Here is a 17,646-nt window from a genome sequence, read left to right as displayed (position 1 = left end):
ACCGCCATGCCACGCCAAGCCGATACCCGCGTCCGCGCCCGCGATGAATTCGCCCGCCTCCTCGCCGAACACGGCTACCTCGGGGTCTCCCTCGACGAAATCGCCAAAACCGTGGACGTGAGGAAGGCCAGCCTCTACCACCACTTCCCCGGCGGGAAGCCCGCCCTGTTCGTGGAAGTCGCCCACCACTACATCGAGGAGACCTCCGCCGCGCTCCAGCAGGCACTGGAAGGCGACGGCGATCTCCGCAACCGCCTCCTCGCCCTCGCCGACACCTATGCGCGGGGAACGTACGACTCCGTTCTCGGTGACCAGATCTACTACGCCACCCGCCACCTGGAGGACGCACAGCGCGCCGACATCTCGCGCGCCTACGTGCGTAGTCTGATCACGCCCGTCACCGACCTGATGGCCCAAGCAGTGGAGGCGGGCGAGCTACGGAAGGCTGATCCGAGCTTCCTGGCCATGGCTTTCATGGAACTGGCCGGCATGCTCCAGCCCATGCCCGCCGATGTGGCGATGCCCCCGCAGGAGCGTCCCGTTCCGCCTCCCGCCGGTCAGCTGGTCCACGAAGTCGTCGACCTCTTCCTGCGAGGGGCAGCCGTCTCGGATCGGCCCATGACCTGACCGCGGCGGTCTCGAAAACTCACCACTGCGCCGACCACATAGGTTCACCGGGTTACGACACGCCGTGGGCGTGTCCGGGGCTGTCCACGCGGGACGGCCCCGGACGGTGTCACCGCGTCGTGCAGACGGTTCCGTTGAGGGTGAAGACGGCAGGCAGGACGTTCGGGCCGCTGTAGTTGCCGACGAAGCCGATCGTGGTCGACGCGCCGGTGGGCAGCGAGCCGTTGCCGGGCTCGTTGACGACCTTGACGTTCGAGCCGTTCTGCGTCCAGACGGCGCTCCAGCCACTGCCCAGGCTCTGCCACGTCCTGGGCCAGCTGAAGTTCAGGGTCCAGCCGTTGATCGGCGCGCCGTTGTTGACGATGTCGATGGCGCCGACGTAGCCGCTGCCCCAGTCGGACTGGTCACTCAGCCGGACCGCGCAAGAACTGGAGGCGGGCGTGCCGGTGGTGAACGTGAGAGGCGGGGAGGCCGGCGAGACACCGCCGCCGCTGTCCCGCGCGATCACGTTGACCGTGTAGCGCGTGCCCGGCTTGAGGTTGCCGACGGTGAAGGAGGTGCCGGCGGTCTCACCGAGCTGCTCGCCGACAGCCCCGTTGTGGCGGTGGACCTCGTACTTCACGATCGGACGCGTCCCGGCGGAGGCGGCGGGCCAGGAGATCACGGCGGTCTTGTCCGTCACGTTCGAGACCGTCGGCTGCCCAGGCGCGCCCGGCAGCCCGGTCTGGGCCGAGGCGGGACGCACCACGACCGTGGTCAGCGACAGCGGCGGCAGCGTCCGGCTGGTCGCGCTCCCCGAGGTCGAGCCGGCGAGGTCGGTGGCGCCGTTGGTGTGGGTCAGCACGGCCGGCGCCCCGGAGGCCGGGCTGAAGCCGGAGTAGTCGATCGTGACGGGGAGCGACTCATCGGACGAGGTGTTGATCAACAGGACCGCCAGATCGCCGTTAGGGCGGCGGACGGCGTGCGCGCTGACCTTCGCCTGGTCGCTGGCGGCCCCGACGAACCGATCGCCCGGCCGGGCGAACACGCTCATCATCCGCAGCGCGTAGTACGGCGCGAAGGGCGTGTTCATCGCCGGCTCGCACACGCTGCCGTCGGAGGTGCACGTCCCGCTCGACAGCAGGCCGAAATCGCCGTAGTCGGTATGTCCCTCGACCTGCGTGACCTTGCCGATGCCGTTGTGGGTGTTCCACCAGTCGACCGTGAACACACCGTTCGCGAGAAGCGTCGCGTAGGCGTCGGCGGCGGCGAGCGCACCGGGCTGGGTGTTCGTGCCGTTGCTGTTGCTCCCGGTGTTGAACTCGGTCATCGAGATGCCGATCCGCTCCGACCCGGGCCCCGCGTACTCGGTGATCTGCCGGCGGGTGAGATGGATCATGTCGGGGACGTGGCCGGCCTTGTCGAAGGCGCCGGGGTACCAGTGCAGGATCACAAAGTCGATCTTCGGCCCGGCGATCGACAGGACCACCTTGTTCCAGGTTCCGTCGTCACCGCCGACGACCAGGCCGTCGGGCCAGTTGGCGGGCGTGGTCAGAACCGCGCCGATCTTGATGTCCGGGTCGACCGCCTTCATCGCGTCGGCGTACGCGACGACATGGCGGGCGTACTCGGCCGGGCTCTTGTCGGCGTGGTCGTCGGCCTCCCAGGGGTCGCCGTAGTGGCCGTTGCCGTAGTTCTCGTTGCCGATCTCCCAGTACTTGACGCCGTAGGACTTGGTGACGTTGGCGTAGCGGACCCAGGCGGCGGCCTCGGCGGCGGTGCCGGTGCCGTAGTTGGCGGTCACCATCGCCTGCGCCCCGGTGCGCCGCACGCCGCGCATGAAGGTGTCGAAGTCGGTGTTGGGAGCCACGTAGCCGCCGGGAGCGGTGTGGTCGGCCCAGTGGTAGATGTCGGAGTAGGAGCCGCCGGGATAGCGCAACAGCTTCACGCCCGCACCCTTGAGCCGGTCGGCGGTCTCGTCGGTGCCCAGCTGGCTGTCCCAGATCGCATGGTTGGCACCGATACCGGTTTCGGGGACGGCGGCGAGCGCGGCACGTGCGTTGACGGTCACCGTGACCGGGGTGACGTCGTCTGCGGCGTACGCGGTGGGAACGTTCAGGGCGGCCAGCGTCAGCAGGACGGCGGACGCGATCCGTAACGGGACTTTGGGCATCGGCACACCTCAGTCATAGGTAGCGGAATTCATTCGACGCCCCCTCCTGACCAGGGAGGCACCATGATCTTGTGGGCTGGCGCCACGCGCGTCAACCGCCGATGAAAGTTTCAGTCGGTACGGCCGGACTGGTGCTCGCCGGCCCGGTGCGGCCTGTGGTTTCTCCGGTCCGGGAGCGGCCCCAAGGGACGGAAGATCACCCGGGTGTCGCTTCACAGCTCATCGCACATTGAGAAACGGGGCATAAAACCATTTGATCCAGGCTTGTGCTCACTCGGTACCCTGAAGAACACACCCCCTGTGAGAAGGAAGTCAGCGCCATGCCCGGTCCGCTCCAGATCAGCGGTTCGGTCTCGGTCCCCGAGGCCGAGCTCGGCTGGCGGTTCTCCCGTTCCTCAGGACCCGGTGGTCAGGGGGTCAACACCACCGACAGCCGGGTCGAGCTCAGCTTCGACCTGGCCGCCACCGGTGCGCTCGGCGACGTCCTCAAGGCCCGGGCCCTCGAACGCCTCGCCTCCCGCCTGGTGAACGGCGTGATCACCATCGCCGCCTCGGAGTTCCGCTCCCAGCTGCGCAACCGCGAGGCCGCCGAGATGCGCCTGGCCCAGCTGCTCCGCGAGGCGATCGCCCCGCCTCCCAAGAAGCGCCGCCCGACCAAACCGAGCAGGGGCGCGATCGAACGGCGGATCACCGCCAAGAAACAACGCTCCGACCTCAAACGCCTGCGCAGGGACCACCACTAGACAGGCAGGTCCCAAGTCGTTCGAACTGGGGGCCTCTTTCTGTCAGGCTTCAGCGATACATGGGATGAATAAGTCTTTTTGTCATGAAGTAGTACGAGGCAGGACGATCGAGACAACGACGGTGGCCATCGCCGACCAGGCCGTCATGACAGGGCAGGATGGCCGGGTGGCCGAACAGCAGCGGGGCCGCTCCAAGGGGCGGACGTTCACCAAGGCCTACAAGGCGCGCATCCTGGCGGCCTTCGAGGCCCTGCCCGAGAACAACCCCGAACGGCTGCATCACTCCCCTGGCCACTGCCTCGCCGTCGCGCAGGCGCTGCTGGGCTTCACCTCGGAGTCACGATGGCTGCGGTTCGTGGACTCCTGGCTGGGTGCGATGTTCCCGTACGTGCCCAAGCAGCCGGGCTGGAACAAGCGGCTGCGGGCCGCGTTGCCGGACCGACGGCGCACCACGGCACACTGCCATGCACCGGCAAGGTCCGGGGCCGGCCCTCTCTGCCGGGCTTCGGCCAGTCACGGGACGGATCAAGGGTCCGCGACGCTGAAACCTCTCCCCCGGAGGCGACCGGCCGCCCGTGCCGTACGGAAATCCCGCCCCCGGGGCCCCGGATGCGGATCACGTCACCGGGGCGGTGACACAATGGGCCCCATGTCTGACGTGCCGAGTGTTCGCGCCGTCCTCCTCGACGACGACCGGCTGGTGGTCTTCCGGCGTACGGTCCCCGGTAAGGAGCTCTACTGGTCCGTCCCCGGCGGCCATGTCGAGCCCGAGGACGCCTCGCTGGAGCACACCCTGCACCGCGAGGTCATGGAGGAGCTGGGCGCCGTGGTCTCCGGCGTCACCCCGCTGACCACCCTGGAATGCGTGCGCGACGAGGGGATCAAGACCCAGCACGTCTACGGCTGCCGCCTGGTCTCGATGGATCTCGCCCTGCGCTGCGGCCCGGAGTTCGACGATCCGGCCCGTGGCCACTACGAGGTGGTGCGGCTCCCGCTCGATCCGGCCGAGATCTCCGCCATCAACCTCGTCCCCCCGGAGCTCGGCACCTACCTCGCGGACACCGTCACCCGCCTGCCCGGCCTGATCGCCTGATCCCCTCGGAAGCCCAGGATCTCGTCGGTCCCGGATCGGGCCGTGGCGGAGGACTTCCCACGAACGTTCGCGCGTACTCCAATACAGGCGACGGCGCCCGCCGAAGGTCAGGTCCGGCGGTCCTCCATCTCCCACAGGTGGTCGAGGACGTGCCAGGCGATGCGGCGGGTGGCGTAGCGGACGGGCCAGCCGCCGGGGACCGGTGGCCGTCCGTCGGAGGGCTGGGACAGCACCTCGGCGAGGTCGGCGCGCATCGCCGCCAGGTCCTCGGGTTCGCGCAGGGGCTTGTGGCGGACGCCGATCTTACGGGCGTACGCGCGCTCGGCCTCGACGACGTGGGCGACCATCTTGTCGCGGTCCCTGCCACCGCCGCGCGGGCCCTTGCGCAGTTCCTCCGGCGAGGTGGCCGCGGCCTCGCCGAGGAGTTCCCACGCCGCCCGGACCAGGGCGACGGCCCGCGCCGCCTCGGCCTCGCCCACCGCCTCCGCGTCGAGCGAGGGGATCGCCTCGATGGCTCCGAAGTCCGTGGTGGTGCCGCCCTTGGCTCGCTCCACCACTACCGGGTCCGCCGGCTCGAAGAGCAGCCCCGCCCGCTCCGCGACGAGCAGGTAGCGCGGCGCGTACGTCATCAGCGCCTCCAGCGCCTCCTCCTCGGACCTGCCGATCCGGCACCATCCTGGCCAGTCCACCGAACAGGCGAAGACCTTCTTGGGTCCGATCTCCAGGTAAACATGCGTCATGCGCGACAGCATGGCACCCATACCTGACAGATCACGACAGGAATGTCTCCCGCCGGAAAGGACCGGGAGCCCGGTCGCCCTCGACACCTCCGGCACTCCCTGCCGGGCGGACAGGCCACGGGGGTGTCGCTGGTGCGGCACGCGTTCTCGCGCGAGAAGCCAGGGCCACCGGTCGGCTCCGTGCCGGAACCGAGAAACCAGGATTCCGGCCAGGAGCAGGACCTAGTCGATCAGCTCGATCAGGTCGGCGACCGAGTCGACCACCCGGGAGGGGCGGAACGGGTAACGGTCGATCTGGTCCCTGCTGACGACCCCGGTCAGCACCAGGATCGTGTGCAGCCCCGCCTCCATGCCGGAGACGATGTCGGTGTCCATCCGGTCACCGATCATCGCGGTGCTCTCGCTGTGGCCGTCGATGGCCCGCAGCGCGCTGCGCATCATCATCGGGTTGGGCTTGCCCACGAAGTAGGGCTCCACCCCGGTCGCCTTGGTGATCATCGCGGCGACCGCGCCGCAGGCGGGCAGCGACCCCTCGTTGGAAGGCCCGACCGCGTCGGGGTTGGTGGCGATGAACCGGGCGCCGCCCTCGATCAGCCGGATCGCCCGGGTGATCTGCGTGAAGCTGTAGGTGCGGGTCTCGCCCAGGACCACGTAGTCGGGGGCGATGTCGGTGAGAACGTAGCCGATCTCGTGCAGGGCCGTGGTCAGGCCCGCCTCCCCGACCACGTAGGCCGAGCCCCCCGGACGCTGGCCGTCCAGGAATTTGGCGGTGGCCAGCGCGGAGGTCCAGATCGACTCCGGCGGGATCTCCAGACCGGCCGCGCGCAGCCGCACGGCGAGATCGCGCGGGGTGTATATCGAGTTGTTGGTCAGCACCAGGAACCGCTTGCCGGACTCGCGCAGCCGGCGGATGAACTCGTCTGCACCGGGCACCGGGTGTCCTTCATGGACGAGGACCCCGTCCATGTCCGACAGCCAGCACTCGATCGGCTTGCGCTCGTCCACCGTTCTCCCCTGTTCCGGCCGTATATGTACGAGAACAAGGATGACAGGGCGAGACCGGCGACGCGCCATCAGACCCGTACATCGGCGCATCGCGCGGATGAACAGCCGCCCAAGCGGTCCGGCGACCGCCCCTGCCCGCAGATCCTGCCGTGGTGGGGAACGGTGGGCGAGAGACCCGGGGGGCGTGGCCTAGGACACGGTCCGCCAGGTCTGTTCCTCGATCAGTTCCCTGCTCCGCCAGCCGTACATGGTGCGGACCAGACGGTGGTGGTACCAGCCGCCGCCGCGGATGAGCCCTGCGGTGTCGGCGGCGATCATGTCCCTGGACGGCGCGAGCGTGTCGGTGAACGAGGCGGTGACCGCCGCCTCGTCCCCGTCGAACCTGATGGTCATCGTCCCGATCAGGTGCTGGCGTCCCGGCCAGGTCGGCAGCACCTCGGCGAGCCATCGCCGCGCCTCGTCCCTGCTGCCCCTGATACCGCCCGCCGAGGTGTAGTCGATCACCGCGTCCGGGGTGAAGACCAGGTCGAGCCGTTCCCAGTCTCCGGTGTCCACCGCGTAGGCGTATCTGGCGAGCAACTCGCCGATCTCCAGCCGATCCGCCATCTCCTGTGCCCTCATGCCCCTATCGAACCAAACGCTTGCTCAGGGCGCGAGTGCCTCCAGTGCCGCCTCCGCCCTGCGCATCGACTCCTCGGGGTCGGCGTCGGGCGATCCGATCTCCGGATCGAAGTTGAGGTCATGGAAGACGTCGGTGACCCCCTTGGCCGCGAGCCTGTCGACGTCCTGCCTGATCTCCTCGAACGAGCCGGTCAGCGGCTCTCGTCCATCCGCCCCCGAGGGGCGGATGCGGGTGACGCCCCGGGTGACGAAGCGCAGCGCCTCGGGACCGCGCCCGGCGTCCTGGGCCGCCTCCCTGACGATGGAGATCTTCTTGTCGATCTCGTCGAGGTCCTCGCGGCTCGAACTGATCCAGCCGTCCGCCAGCCGTCCGACGCGCCTCAGCGCCACCTCCGCCGACCCGCCCAGCAGGATCGGCGGCACGGTGGGCGGCTTGGGATCCTGGGACGCGGCCGGCAGCTCGTAGAACTCGCCGCTGTGCTCCACGACCTCCTCGGTCCACAGGCGCCGCAGCAGCGGGACGAACTCCTCCCCGCGCCGCCCACGCCGCTCGAACGACGCCCCCGAGGCGGCGAACTCCTCGGGCAGCCAGCCCAGCCCGAGTCCCACGTCCAGCCGCCCGCCGGAGACCGCCTGCAGACTGGCCAGCTGCTTGGCCAGCAGCACGGGCGAGGCGAACGGGATGTTGAGCACCGCGACCCCGAGCCTGATCCGGCTCGTCAACCCCGCCAGGTAGGCGAGCGTGACCACCGGGTCGTGCACGCTGCGGTAGATCGGACCCATCTGGTGCCCCTGCGGATAGAGCAGACGCTGGAAGGTCCACACCTCGTGGTAGCCGAGTTCCTCGGCCCGGCGGGCGACCCGCGTCATATTGCCCGGCGTCGCCCATGATCCCGACACCGGCACCGCAAAACCGATCCTCATATCCCGTACTTTATGCGGCTGCCCGGCAAGATCCTGGATCGAGTGGTTCACTTGGCCGGTGGACAGCGACGACCTGATCGACACATTACGCCGGATCGGCATCGAGTACGGCGGTGTGGCCGGCACCGTACTACCGACCAGACCGGACGTGATCATCATGCGGGCCGGCTCCGTCGTGGTCAAGGCGCACGCACCGGGAGCGGAGCGGGAACCGCTGGTGGAGCGGATGCGGGCCACCGCCCACCCGGCGCTGCGCCAGATCATGCTCCAGCCGGTGACCGAGGAGGTCATCACCGCCGGGGACCGGCTGGTCACCGTCTGGCCGGCCGGGACTCCGGTGAACCCCGCGGATCCGGACGCGGCGCCCTGGGAGGCCGCCGCCCGGCTGCTGGCACGGCTGCACGCCGTACCCGCGCGGACCCTGCCCCCGCTGAGAGAGGCGGGAGGGCCGGGCCGGGTGGCCACGACCGTCGCCCGCCTGGGCGACCGCTCCGCCGCCGAGCTGGCGGTACGCCGGGCCTTCAGCTGCCTGCCCTCCCCCTCCGCGGGCCCCGGCGGCCTGACCCACGGCGACTGGCACATGGGCCAGATGGTCCGCGCGCCGGACGAGTGGATCCTCATCGACAACGATGACCTGGGCGTCGGCGACCAGGCGTGGGACCTGTCCAGGCCCGCCGCCTGGTTCGCGGCCGGACTGCTGGAACCGCAGGTGTGGCACCGCTTCCTGGATGCCTACCGCGCCGCGGGCGGGACCGCCGTCCCACCGGACGGTGACCCGTGGGAACGGCTGGAGATCCCGGCGCAGGCGATGACCATACAGCTCGCGGCGGCGGCGGTGTCCACCGCCGGGAGGGCGGGGCGTCCGCTGGACGAGGTCGAGGAGATCCTCGTCGAGGCGTGCCTGAGAATTATCCGGCACAGAAGCGCCTGCCATGCTGTACCCACGCAGTAGGTTGTGGTTACTCGGTAATCGCGCCCGAACAAGGAGACCAGCCAGATGCAGTGCCCCAAGTGCCGGGGTGCCATGCGCACCTACGAGCGCAACGGCGTCCACATCGACCAGTGTGAGAGCTGTCGCGGAATCTTCCTGGACTACGGCGAGCTTGAGACGCTGACCCGCATGGAGAGCCAGTGGTCGCAGCAGTCCCACGCCGCTCCGCCGCCTCCTCCGCCGCCCGTGCACGGCGCTCCCGGCTACGGCGCTCCCGCCTGGGGTGCACCGCACCACGGTCACTACGGTCACCACCGCCAGCGCAGCTGGGTGGGAATGCTCTTCTCGACCTGATCGGAGCCGGGGGGACACAGGGACCGCGATCTCACGACGAGATCGCGGTCTTCGCGTCCCTGGCGGGCCGGCGGAACGAATGTCAGCTGGGGAAGTCGCCCGGCTTGATCCGCTTCGGCTTCACATTGCCTCCGGTGACGGAGTGCAGGGTGATCCTCCAGTTGGTCCAACGGATCTGGTTCCCGGCATAGGTGGTGCGGAACCGCACCGACTTGCCGAACCGCTCGAAGTCGCATGATCGGGTGAAACTGCGGGCCTTGGAGTCCCAGTCTTCGCCGAAGGTGTAGTAGATCTTGTAGTTGCCGTCCCGCACCCCCTGAATCTTAAAATTCGACTTCTTGCGGACGTACACGGTGACGGCCTTCCGCTTGCCGCGCACCAGGACGATGACGGCGTCCCGCCGGGTGCCGTTGCTCAGCTGGAGATAGGCGCGACTCGGGCGCCCCTCGGAGGCGATGAACCTGCCGTTGGACAGTCGGCGGGTGCGCTGCTTGGGCGCCTTGACCGAGATGACGCTCGCCGGATAGCCGCTCAGCCCGTCGGCCGCCTTCTCCACATCGGACAGACTCCCCGCTCTGTCCATGCCGGTCAGCACCGCGGGGCCGGTGCAGAACCGCTGTGCCTCGGCGTCCTGGCGGGCGCCTCCGAAGGCGGTCGACAGGGCGCGCAGGGCCTCGACGTAGTCGTCGTGCTGGACCTTCACCTCTGCCGGAGGGGCCAGCTCGGCCAGTCGGTTCACCGCGCCGTCCACCGCGTCGGAGGTCTGCTCCAGCCGCTTGTCGAGGGTCTTCAGCCCGCCGGTCGCGGCCAGCTTCTTCACCGCGGCACGCACCGGGCCGCGCGCCTTCTCCAACTCGGCCCGGTACTCCTCAGGCGTCAGTGCCACAGGGGCGGGTGAGCCGGTGGGCGGAGAAGAGGCCTGGCCGCCGGTCCCCTGGCCCACTCCGGCCACACCACCGGCGGTGGCCGGGCCGGTCACCTTCTCATCCGAGGATGCGGTGCAGGCGGTCAGGGCCACCAGGGTTGCCACGGCACAGGCGAGGATACGGGGGGTAGTCACTCACCAAACTATTGCCGCATCACTCATTGTCCGTCAAACGGTGCCGGGGAACGGCAGGTCATGGAGCCCCGAACCGATTTCGGGTGCTTCGCGGCGGCCGATATGGCGGCGCGAGGTCATGTCCGCCACTACGGACGGAACATCATGATCTACCCCCGCACCACCTAAAGGACCAAAGGCCGACCTATCCCCTCATACCGACCAGTACGGGTGAACATCCTCGACCCGGCTCCCACCGGAATACACCGAAGAAACGGCGAAAAGCCTGGACGCTTACCTAAAGCGGGTCTTTCACCTCCGAAGGCCACCCACGCCATGAGGAGTTCCCGGAAAAGCATGCCGTCGGATCGGGAGACCTTTGAAAACAACTACCCTCGCCACTTGAGGGGTAGCCCAGAGTGATTAAACACCTTCGATTAATTCTTGTCGGAAACCCTAGGGCAATCAGACTGAACCGCTACCTTTGCCTCTCTGAGATGACCCCTCTCACGCTTCGCACCTAGCGTGAGTCAGATCCGGACGCCAGGCGGGTGTCGTCCTCGATACCGGTCAGGCGTCTCGGCAGCCCGGGTATCTCCCAGGGTTCCACCAATTCGGCAGGGAGTGATCTCTCATGATCATCCTTAGGAACATGCTCGCAGCCGGCGCGATGGTCGTCTCAACCCTCGCCGCCCCCGTAGCGCTGTCGGCTCAGCCCGCCAGCGCGGGCACCGTGGCCCAGGAGGTCGTCACGACCGCCCTCACCTCCGCTCAGAAGCCCTGCAGGGAACACAAGAATCCCGCGAGATGCTTCGCCAGGCGTGGCGGAGGCGGCGGCGGAGGCGGCGGAGGCGGAGGCGGAGGCGGAGGCGGTGGCGGCGGAGGCGGTGGTGGTGGTGGTGGCGGCGGAGGCGGCGGAGGCGCCAATGTCACCAACACCAATACCAACACCAACATCGTCGGTGGCGGCGGAGGCGGCGGCGGAGGCGGCGGTCCCCGTGGCGGCGGTGGCGGAGGCGGCGGCGGAGGCGGCGGAGGCGGCGGAGGCGGCGGCGGAGGCGGCTGATCCACCGACAGTCTCGGAGACCATCGCCAGATGCACCCGAGACCGCACATGCCGAGCAATGAGGCGCCGGAAAAACCGGCGCCCGCCCAACGATCGGGACGGCTCCGGCAGTGAGCCCGCGTCAACAGATCGGGATGTACCGCACCGGTAGCCCTCCGCGGCCGGTGCGGAGCCCGATCACGGCCGAGACGTCACCCGGATCTCAGCCGGACGGCCGGATCACGAGGAGCGAGCGCGGGCGCTTGGTGAACTCCGCCTCGCCCGTGACCGTGAACCTCTCACCGTCACGCGCCAGCGGCAGCCGGCCCGAGGGGGCCGAAAGGCACAGCGTGTCGGCCTGCCACTGCTGGTAGTGGCGTGAGAGCCTCACCCGTGCGGCCAGCAGACTGAGGAACACCCGTACCCGGGGCAGCCGGTCGGCGGCGCCGAGCACCCGGATGTCCAGCAGACCGTCTTCCAGACGTTGCCGCCTGGCGGGAGCACCACCGCGTGCCTCGTAACGACAGTTGCCCACGAACACCGTCCAGACACGCCTGGGCACACCGTCCACGATGAGATCCACCGGCCGTGCGCCCCCGGGGCCGAGTACCTCGACCATGGCCCAGAACAGCGCGGGCCACGTACCGATCCGGCTCTGCCATCGTTCCCTGCTCTCCACCAGTGCCTGGTAGTGGCCCACACTGACGGAGTTGACGAATGTCCGGCCCGCGACCTCACCGACGTCGACGGCCACGAGGTCACCGTTGCGGTACGCCTCAGCCGCCTCCTGCGCGGTCTCGACTCCGAGCGCGCGGGCGAACCGGTCGCGGACGCCCGTGGGAACGACCAGCAGCGGGGTCGCCGCACCCACCGTCTCCTGTGCCGCGAGGTTGACCACGGCGTCCCCTCCGGCCACCGCGAGTACCTTGGCCCGCGAAGCGGCGTCCCGCACGGCGGCCCCGAGGTCGGCCCCCGGCGCCACTTCGACGACCTCGGCCCGGGGAAGGGCCGCGCGTAGCGTCTCCGCCGTTCCCGCGGCGGCGTCGGCCGCGCCGTCGACCACGGCGACCGTCCCCTCGCCCTCCAGGTCGAGCAGCGCGGAGGGCGCCGTGAGGGCGGCGCGGGCGTGCCCCGCCTCCCCGGCGTCGGGCCAGATGCGGCGGGTGACCAGGCCCGCCGCCACGCCGATCCCGGCTCCCGCGAGCACGTCGCCCGGATAGTGCACGCCGGTGTAGACGCGGGAGAAGCAGACTGCGGCCGCGAGAAGCGCGACGGGGACCGCGACCGCGCGAGGCGCCTCCATCGCCACGGCCGCGGCGAAGGCGGCGGCCGAGGCGGAGTGACCCGAGGGGAACGACGCCGAGGTGGGCATCTTGATCAGCCGGGCGAGCGGGAGCCCCTCCGCCGACGGCCGGCTCCGGCGGAAGGCCTGCTTGCCGACCAGGTTGACCAGCGGGCTGGCCAGGCTGACCGCGAGCAGCCCTCTGGTCGCGGCGCGGCGCAACGGCCGGCGCCCGCTGACCGCGAACGCTCCGGCCACCCCGGCCCACAGCAGGGAGTTGTCCGCCGCGCGTGACAGCGCGGGTACGACACGTTCAAGACCGGGCAACCTCGCGCTCGCCACCATGGCGAACACCCTCCGGTCCAGCCTGCTCAGCCGCGAGCTCAACCGCATGCGTCACACCCTTCCGCGACGACGAAGACCGATGACCGACGAACGGACAGTCATTTGATTCTGCCGTCTACCCCGATAGGCGGTGCTTGGCACGCCCCCACCGCTTCCATACTTCTCGTCAGAACGGCTTTAACGACACGGTCCCGCTAGTCGTCCACACCCTCCGGCGCGGCTTCCGGCGCGGCAGGGATCGTCGCCTCGTAGCCCCGGGCGGCGAGTTCGGCCTCGATCGCGGCGCAGACGGTCTCCACCACCGTGACACGGGCCAGGCGTTTGTCGTCGCCGGGGACCACGTGCCACGGCGCCTTCGGGTGGTCGGTACGTGCGAGCATGTCCTCCACCGCGGCCTCGTACAGCGGACGCTTCTCACGGTTGCGCCAGTCCTCGTCCGTGAGCTTCCACGCCCGCAGCGGGTCACCGGCCCGGTCCTGGAAGCGCCGTAGCTGCTCGTCCTCGGAGACGTGCATCCAGAACTTGACCAGGATCATGCCCTCGGCCGTGAGGGTCCGCTCGAACTCCACGATCTCCCCGTACGCGCGGGACCACTGCTCCTCGGTGGCGAAGCCCTCGACCCGCTCCACCAGCACCCGGCCGTACCAGGAGCGGTCGAGCACGGTCATCCCGCCCCAGCCGGGCAGAACCGGCCAGAACCGCCACAGGAAGTGGTGGCGCTTCTCGTCGTAGGTCGGCGCGGCGAACTGCGCGACGCGAACGTGGCGCGGGTCCAGCGGGCGCACCAGCCGCTTGATGGCCCCTCCCTTGCCCGAGGCGTCCCACCCCTCGAAGACCACGCACAGCGGCGGACCGATGCGCTGCTCGCCGACCTGACCTCCGAGCGTGAGCCGCAGGTGGAGCAGGCGTTCGAGGGCGGCGTCGAGACGCCCGGAGGCCTCGTTCTTGGTGAGCTTCCGTGACAGGTCAACCTCAGCCAGGCGATTCATGCTGACAAGCCTCGCATGTCCCGTCCCGCGGGCACTGCCGAGGAGCGGCTCAGGTCAGGCGTTCCCGGTAGACCTCCCTGGCCCGGCCGATCAGGTCAAGGTGGTCGGTGAGCTGCCCGGCCGTCTCGAAGACGCCCTCCTCGCGAAGGAGCGTCTCCAGGGTGTCCAGCCACTCCAGGCACCAGCCGACGTCCTCTGCCCTGGCCACGTGACGGCCGCCCACGTCGAGGTAGACCGGGCTGGTGTGGGCGTACACCTCGCCGGTGAAGGACCGCTCGTGCGGGCCACCGGTGGCGAGGGCGACCACGTAGGTGGGGTCGCCGACGACCAGTTCCGCGGTCAGCTCGCCGGGCGGTCCCTCGGCCAGCACGCCGTCGGCTGTGCGGATCTCCAGCCGCTCCACCTCGGGCCCCACCGACCGGACGGTGACGGTGATCCGCTCGCCCGGTGACAGGTCCAGGGTGGCACCGGGGCCGTGGCCTCCGGCCGACAGTTCCAGCCAGGGCCCGGTGGTGCCGAAGGTACGGCCCCGCCTGACCGCCTCGGCGAACGACGCGGCGCTCAGTGCTCCGTCCACCCGGGCGTAGACCCGCGCCCAGCCGGGCGGGTTGGACTGGTTTCCCCGCCGGGCGAAGGAGACCATCGCGTCGGTCCCCGCGGTGACCGCGATGCGGTTGCCCGCCCCGATCAGGTGCCGGTAGACGGCGGCGGTCGCGGTGATCGAGGTCTGGCTGAGCACGTCGAGGGTGTCGACGAGGCCGAGGGCCGCGTCGGCGACGATCTCCCTGGAGGAGCAGTTGCGTCCCCACAGCAGCGCCTTGTCCGGTGTGTCGGCGTCGGCGAACGGCGTGTGGAAGGGATGGCTGTAGCCGGTTACGGCACCGAGGCCGCGGAGTTCCTCGCAGGCGACGCTGTTGGGCGGCCAGTCGGCGGTGCCGAGGAAACCTGTGTGGAACCGTGCGGGTGGTGCCGAGACGCCGAAGGCGTAGAGGTGGCCGAGCAGGTCGTTGCGGTACTCCACGCCGATCCTGGCCACGTGCGAGGCGTCGGACCAGGGCAGGTCACGACCCGCCCAGTGCTCCAGCGCCTCGGAGTCGTAGACCCGCTCGGAGGAGACGTTCCCCGCGACCAGGTTGAGGACGTGCAGGTCCTCGCCGTGCTGCATGGCCCCCGCGAGCTCGGGCGTGCCCACCATGTCGCCCGCCCAGTTGAGGTGGACGTGCATGTCCCCGCCGTACCAGCCGAGGGCCGCCGCGTCGTAGAGCCGCTCGGGGGTCAGCTCGACGAGGGTCTCCTCCCCCGCCGCCGGGATGAGTGTGACCTCGGCGGAGCCGTACTCCATGCCTCTGGAGACCCGGACCGTCAGGGTCTCGGCCGGGACGTCCAGGACCAGGTCGTCACCGTGGAAGTAGGGCATCACGTGGTAGTCGTACCTGTCCGGGGCACCCTCGGGATACCAGCCCTGCCCGTGCTCGCCGTACACGCTCCACTTGCACGAAAGGCCCGCGCGCACCCGCAGGCGGGCCGCGGGGGCCCGGCGCGCCAGTGACGACAGGTCGACCGGCAGGCCGTCGGCGACCACCTCGCTCCGGTTCGTGATCTTGATGAGCCGGGCGCCGCCGGGGCCGACCACGTGTGCCCGCCCGTCCACCAGCACGGTGACCGGCTCCGGTCTGGTGGAGTCGACCAGCAGCGTCGTGCGCAGGGGGCTGCCGTCCAGCACGGCCCGCGCCCGCGCCTCGACCGCGGCGCCCTCCCTGGTGAGGCGGAGCGCGGCGAGGTTGTCGAGCACCCTGCCCGCCAGGACGCCGCGGACCACCTCGTCCATGTCCAGCTCGTCGAGGCGGTCCCTGAGCTCCTTGAACGGCATTCCCGGGTAGCGGGCGCCGAGCATGCCGTAGCAGACCTCCCAGAAGGTCGTCGTGCCCATCAGGTAGGCGTCGGTGGCCATCGACCTGACGTAGAAGATGGGGTCCTCACCCCAGGTGACCCCGTGCTCGGCCAGCAGCACCCGGTACTCTCCGAGTGCCCGCGCCACGGTGAGAGGCATGTTCGGATCGTCACACATAGGGCTCTCCGCGCGGTAGGACTCCCGGTGATCGCCGTTATCGTGACACGCCAGGCACGGGGCATCGCGCACACCCGTCCGAGGGGGAGGGATTCATCCCTGCCGGAGGGACAAAAACGCTCCCGGGACGGTGACGATCCGCCCCGGAGGCGGGCGTGCCCACCACCCGCTCCACGGAGCGGACGGTCCCGGCGGAGCCCGTCCGCCCCGGAAGGGGGCGTAGGCGTCAGCGGGTCCCGGTCCGCTCCGCGGCGGGTTCGGCGCTCCCCGCGGAGGACCGCGTGCCCAGCCGCATCCGCATCGCGTGCTCCACGAGGGCGATGAGCACCTCCTTGCCCGACTCCCGCTGCCTGGCGTCGCACAGCACGATCGGGATGTCCTCGTGGAGGGTCAGCCCGAGCCTGACCTCGTCGAGTTCGTAGCGGCGAGCCCCGTCGAAGCAGTTGACCGCGACGATGAAGGGCGTCTCGCGCCGCTCGAAGTAGTCGAGCGAGGGGAAGCAGTCGGCCAGCCTGCGGGTGTCGGCGAGGACCACCGCGCCCAGCGCGCCCAGCGCCAGCTCGTCCCAGAGGAACCAGAAGCGCTCCTGCCCAGGCGTGCCGAACAGGTAGAGGCGGTAGTCGTCGCCGATGGTGATGCGGCCGAAGTCCATCGCGACAGTGGTGGTCTGCTTGGTCTCCACGCCCGACAGGTCGTCGACACCGATACCCCGGTCGCTCAGGGTCTCCTCGGTGCGCAGCGGCTCGATCTCGGAGACCGCGCCGACCAGCGTGGTCTTGCCCGCGCCGAACCCTCCGGCGACCAGGATCTTGATCGCCTTGGGCAGCTTCACGCGCCCGGCGTCGCGGTTAGAGCGCACGGAGTCCATCGAGCACCGCCCTGTACAGCATCTCGTCGTGCATGTCCGTCTCCGAATGCGGTTCTTGCATGGCGATGAATCCCTGGTCGAGCAGGTCACTGAGCAGGACACGGACCGTGCCTGCCGGAAGGTTCGTGTGGGCGGCGATCTCCGCGACCGACTGGGCCTGCCGGCAGAGCCGGACGATGGCCAGGCACTCCGGGTCCAGGCCCGACTCCCTCGACGAGACCTGCCGAATGGTCACCACCAGGGTGATGAGGTCGAACCTGCCGCGAGTCGGTTCGGTCCTGCCCCGCGTCAGGACGTACGGCCTGACGATCGGCCCCGCCTCGTCGCCGACCCACTGGGCCTCGGGCTGCTCGTCGAAGATGCTCATCGCGTCCCGTCGCCTCTGAAGGAGGAGTCGACGATCCGGGTGGGCGAGGTGAGGTACTGTCCGACGCGGGTGACGAGCATGGCCATCTCGTAGGCGACCAGGCCGACGTCGGCCTCGGCGCCGCAGAGTACCGCCAGGCACGCTCCCTGCCCGGCGGCCGTCACGATCAGGTACGCCGTCCGCATCTCGATGATGGTCTGACGCATCGGCCCGCCGCCGACCCGGTCGCTGACCCCCCGGCCCAGACTCTGGATCGCCGATCCGACGGCGGCCAGATGTTCGGCGTCCGCGGGGGAGAATCCCGCCGACGCGGCGAGCAGCAGGCCGTCCGTGGAGAACACGATTCCGTGCTGAGCTTCCTCCACCCGCGAGACCAGGTCGTCCAGCAACCAGGCCAGGTCCGTGAAAGATCCTGTTCCCTGCACCACTCGTTGTCCTCTCCTTCTGCCTGCC

18 protein-coding genes are annotated in these 17,646 nt (G+C 69.9%); 6 read left to right on the top strand and 12 right to left on the bottom strand.

The features are described from left to right. The first annotated feature begins 6 nt into the window (after positions 1-6). On the top strand, positions 7-627 hold the full coding sequence (locus IG98_RS0109850; protein ID WP_030908789.1) for a TetR/AcrR family transcriptional regulator: 621 nt from the start codon (positions 7-9) through the stop codon (positions 625-627). A gap of 109 nt (positions 628-736) precedes the next feature. Here IG98_RS0109850 and IG98_RS0109845 read toward each other — a convergent pair whose 3' ends face one another. Next, positions 737-2,779, bottom strand: coding sequence for a cellulose binding domain-containing protein (locus IG98_RS0109845; RefSeq protein WP_030908786.1), 2,043 nt, complete (start codon positions 2,777-2,779; stop codon positions 737-739). A gap of 320 nt (positions 2,780-3,099) precedes the next feature. Here IG98_RS0109845 and arfB point away from each other — a divergent pair, with 320 nt between their 5' ends. Continuing rightward, positions 3,100-3,522, top strand: a complete 423-nt coding sequence (arfB, locus tag IG98_RS0109840; protein ID WP_030908783.1) for an alternative ribosome rescue aminoacyl-tRNA hydrolase ArfB — start codon at positions 3,100-3,102, stop codon at positions 3,520-3,522. A gap of 145 nt (positions 3,523-3,667) precedes the next feature. Beyond that, positions 3,668-4,615, top strand: coding sequence for an NUDIX hydrolase (locus IG98_RS52415; protein ID WP_211263925.1), 948 nt, complete (start codon positions 3,668-3,670; stop codon positions 4,613-4,615). Positions 4,616-4,722: 107 nt separating this feature from the next. Here the strand turns inward: IG98_RS52415 and IG98_RS0109830 are convergent, their stop codons facing one another. From IG98_RS0109830 to IG98_RS0109815, 4 genes are all read right to left on the bottom strand, one after another. After that, positions 4,723-5,355 carry a hypothetical protein gene (locus tag IG98_RS0109830; RefSeq protein ID WP_030908777.1) on the bottom strand — a complete coding sequence of 211 codons (633 nt, stop codon included), beginning with the start codon at positions 5,353-5,355 and terminating at the stop codon, positions 4,723-4,725. 222 nt (positions 5,356-5,577) lie between these two features. Beyond that, positions 5,578-6,360: an HAD-IIA family hydrolase gene (locus IG98_RS0109825; protein ID WP_030908774.1), complete on the bottom strand. Its 783-nt coding sequence runs from the start codon at positions 6,358-6,360 to the stop codon at positions 5,578-5,580. A 189-nt stretch (positions 6,361-6,549) separates the two neighbouring features. Continuing rightward, positions 6,550-6,981, bottom strand: coding sequence for a nuclear transport factor 2 family protein (locus IG98_RS0109820; protein ID WP_030908771.1), 432 nt, complete (start codon positions 6,979-6,981; stop codon positions 6,550-6,552). Between the two features lie 24 nt (positions 6,982-7,005). Next, positions 7,006-7,905 carry a TIGR03619 family F420-dependent LLM class oxidoreductase gene (locus IG98_RS0109815; protein ID WP_030908767.1) on the bottom strand — a complete coding sequence of 300 codons (900 nt, stop codon included), beginning with the start codon at positions 7,903-7,905 and terminating at the stop codon, positions 7,006-7,008. 58 nt (positions 7,906-7,963) lie between these two features. Here IG98_RS0109815 and IG98_RS0109810 point away from each other — a divergent pair, with 58 nt between their 5' ends. Both IG98_RS0109810 and IG98_RS0109805 read left to right on the top strand, forming a co-directional pair. Then, the gene (locus tag IG98_RS0109810; RefSeq protein ID WP_030908764.1) at positions 7,964-8,857 is read left to right on the top strand and encodes a phosphotransferase family protein; all 894 of its coding nucleotides are present in this window, start codon (positions 7,964-7,966) and stop codon (positions 8,855-8,857) included. Positions 8,858-8,902: 45 nt separating this feature from the next. Then, the gene (locus IG98_RS0109805) at positions 8,903-9,190 is read left to right on the top strand and encodes a TFIIB-type zinc ribbon-containing protein (protein WP_030908761.1); all 288 of its coding nucleotides are present in this window, start codon (positions 8,903-8,905) and stop codon (positions 9,188-9,190) included. Between the two features lie 82 nt (positions 9,191-9,272). On the opposite strand, the gene IG98_RS0109800 is transcribed toward IG98_RS0109805, so the two are convergent. Further along, positions 9,273-10,250 (bottom strand): hypothetical protein, encoded by a 978-nt coding sequence (locus IG98_RS0109800; RefSeq protein WP_157594257.1) that lies wholly within the window; start codon positions 10,248-10,250, stop codon positions 9,273-9,275. A gap of 613 nt (positions 10,251-10,863) precedes the next feature. On the opposite strand from IG98_RS0109800, the gene IG98_RS52410 reads away from it, so the two are divergent. Beyond that, entirely contained in the window at positions 10,864-11,295 is a 432-nt protein-coding gene (locus tag IG98_RS52410; RefSeq protein ID WP_211263924.1) for a hypothetical protein, read from the top strand. A gap of 202 nt (positions 11,296-11,497) precedes the next feature. On the opposite strand, the gene IG98_RS0109790 is transcribed toward IG98_RS52410, so the two are convergent. The 6 genes from IG98_RS0109790 to IG98_RS0109765 form a co-directional block, all read right to left on the bottom strand. Further along, the gene (locus IG98_RS0109790; RefSeq protein ID WP_051751933.1) at positions 11,498-12,949 is read right to left on the bottom strand and encodes a bifunctional phosphatase PAP2/diacylglycerol kinase family protein; all 1,452 of its coding nucleotides are present in this window, start codon (positions 12,947-12,949) and stop codon (positions 11,498-11,500) included. Between the two features lie 146 nt (positions 12,950-13,095). Next, on the bottom strand, positions 13,096-13,890 hold the full coding sequence (locus tag IG98_RS0109785) for a polyphosphate kinase 2 family protein (RefSeq protein WP_037969773.1): 795 nt from the start codon (positions 13,888-13,890) through the stop codon (positions 13,096-13,098). A gap of 49 nt (positions 13,891-13,939) precedes the next feature. Continuing rightward, positions 13,940-15,940 carry a CehA/McbA family metallohydrolase gene (locus tag IG98_RS0109780; RefSeq protein WP_245651469.1) on the bottom strand — a complete coding sequence of 667 codons (2,001 nt, stop codon included), beginning with the start codon at positions 15,938-15,940 and terminating at the stop codon, positions 13,940-13,942. Between the two features lie 244 nt (positions 15,941-16,184). Further along, positions 16,185-16,826: a GTP-binding protein gene (locus tag IG98_RS0109775; protein ID WP_030908743.1), complete on the bottom strand. Its 642-nt coding sequence runs from the start codon at positions 16,824-16,826 to the stop codon at positions 16,185-16,187. Then, positions 16,807-17,193, bottom strand: a complete 387-nt coding sequence (locus IG98_RS0109770) for a DUF742 domain-containing protein (protein ID WP_030908741.1) — start codon at positions 17,191-17,193, stop codon at positions 16,807-16,809. Before IG98_RS0109770 ends, IG98_RS0109775 begins: the two co-directional genes overlap by 20 nt. Further along, the gene (locus IG98_RS0109765) at positions 17,190-17,621 is read right to left on the bottom strand and encodes a roadblock/LC7 domain-containing protein (protein WP_030908739.1); all 432 of its coding nucleotides are present in this window, start codon (positions 17,619-17,621) and stop codon (positions 17,190-17,192) included. The genes IG98_RS0109770 and IG98_RS0109765 overlap by 4 nt, the downstream gene beginning before the upstream one ends. Positions 17,622-17,646 lie beyond the last annotated feature (25 nt).

Origin of the sequence: Streptosporangium amethystogenes, assembly GCF_000721075.1 — a bacterium.
Classification (GTDB): Bacteria; Actinomycetota; Actinomycetes; order Streptosporangiales; family Streptosporangiaceae; genus Streptosporangium; species Streptosporangium amethystogenes.
Note: the sequence above shows the minus strand (reverse complement) of the source record. Positions and strands in the feature narration are given on the sequence as shown.

What these genes read in the sequence shown, in the direction of transcription:
- IG98_RS52410 (WP_211263924.1), top strand. Translation starts at nt 10,864, where the DNA reads ATGATCATCCTTAGGAACATGCTCGCAGCCGGCGCGATGGTCGTCTCA.
- IG98_RS0109785 (WP_037969773.1), bottom strand. Translation starts at nt 13,890, where the DNA reads ATGAATCGCCTGGCTGAGGTTGACCTGTCACGGAAGCTCACCAAGAAC.
- IG98_RS0109815 (WP_030908767.1), bottom strand. Translation starts at nt 7,905, where the DNA reads ATGAGGATCGGTTTTGCGGTGCCGGTGTCGGGATCATGGGCGACGCCG.
- IG98_RS0109820 (WP_030908771.1), bottom strand. Translation starts at nt 6,981, where the DNA reads ATGAGGGCACAGGAGATGGCGGATCGGCTGGAGATCGGCGAGTTGCTC.
- IG98_RS0109850 (WP_030908789.1), top strand. Translation starts at nt 7, where the DNA reads ATGCCACGCCAAGCCGATACCCGCGTCCGCGCCCGCGATGAATTCGCC.
- IG98_RS0109805 (WP_030908761.1), top strand. Translation starts at nt 8,903, where the DNA reads ATGCAGTGCCCCAAGTGCCGGGGTGCCATGCGCACCTACGAGCGCAAC.
- IG98_RS0109845 (WP_030908786.1), bottom strand. Translation starts at nt 2,779, where the DNA reads ATGCCCAAAGTCCCGTTACGGATCGCGTCCGCCGTCCTGCTGACGCTG.
- IG98_RS0109770 (WP_030908741.1), bottom strand. Translation starts at nt 17,193, where the DNA reads ATGAGCATCTTCGACGAGCAGCCCGAGGCCCAGTGGGTCGGCGACGAG.
- IG98_RS0109830 (WP_030908777.1), bottom strand. Translation starts at nt 5,355, where the DNA reads ATGACGCATGTTTACCTGGAGATCGGACCCAAGAAGGTCTTCGCCTGT.
- arfB (WP_030908783.1), top strand. Translation starts at nt 3,100, where the DNA reads ATGCCCGGTCCGCTCCAGATCAGCGGTTCGGTCTCGGTCCCCGAGGCC.
- IG98_RS0109790 (WP_051751933.1), bottom strand. Translation starts at nt 12,949, where the DNA reads ATGCGGTTGAGCTCGCGGCTGAGCAGGCTGGACCGGAGGGTGTTCGCC.
- IG98_RS52415 (WP_211263925.1), top strand. Translation starts at nt 3,668, where the DNA reads ATGACAGGGCAGGATGGCCGGGTGGCCGAACAGCAGCGGGGCCGCTCC.
- IG98_RS0109780 (WP_245651469.1), bottom strand. Translation starts at nt 15,940, where the DNA reads ATGCCTCTCACCGTGGCGCGGGCACTCGGAGAGTACCGGGTGCTGCTG.
- IG98_RS0109775 (WP_030908743.1), bottom strand. Translation starts at nt 16,826, where the DNA reads ATGGACTCCGTGCGCTCTAACCGCGACGCCGGGCGCGTGAAGCTGCCC.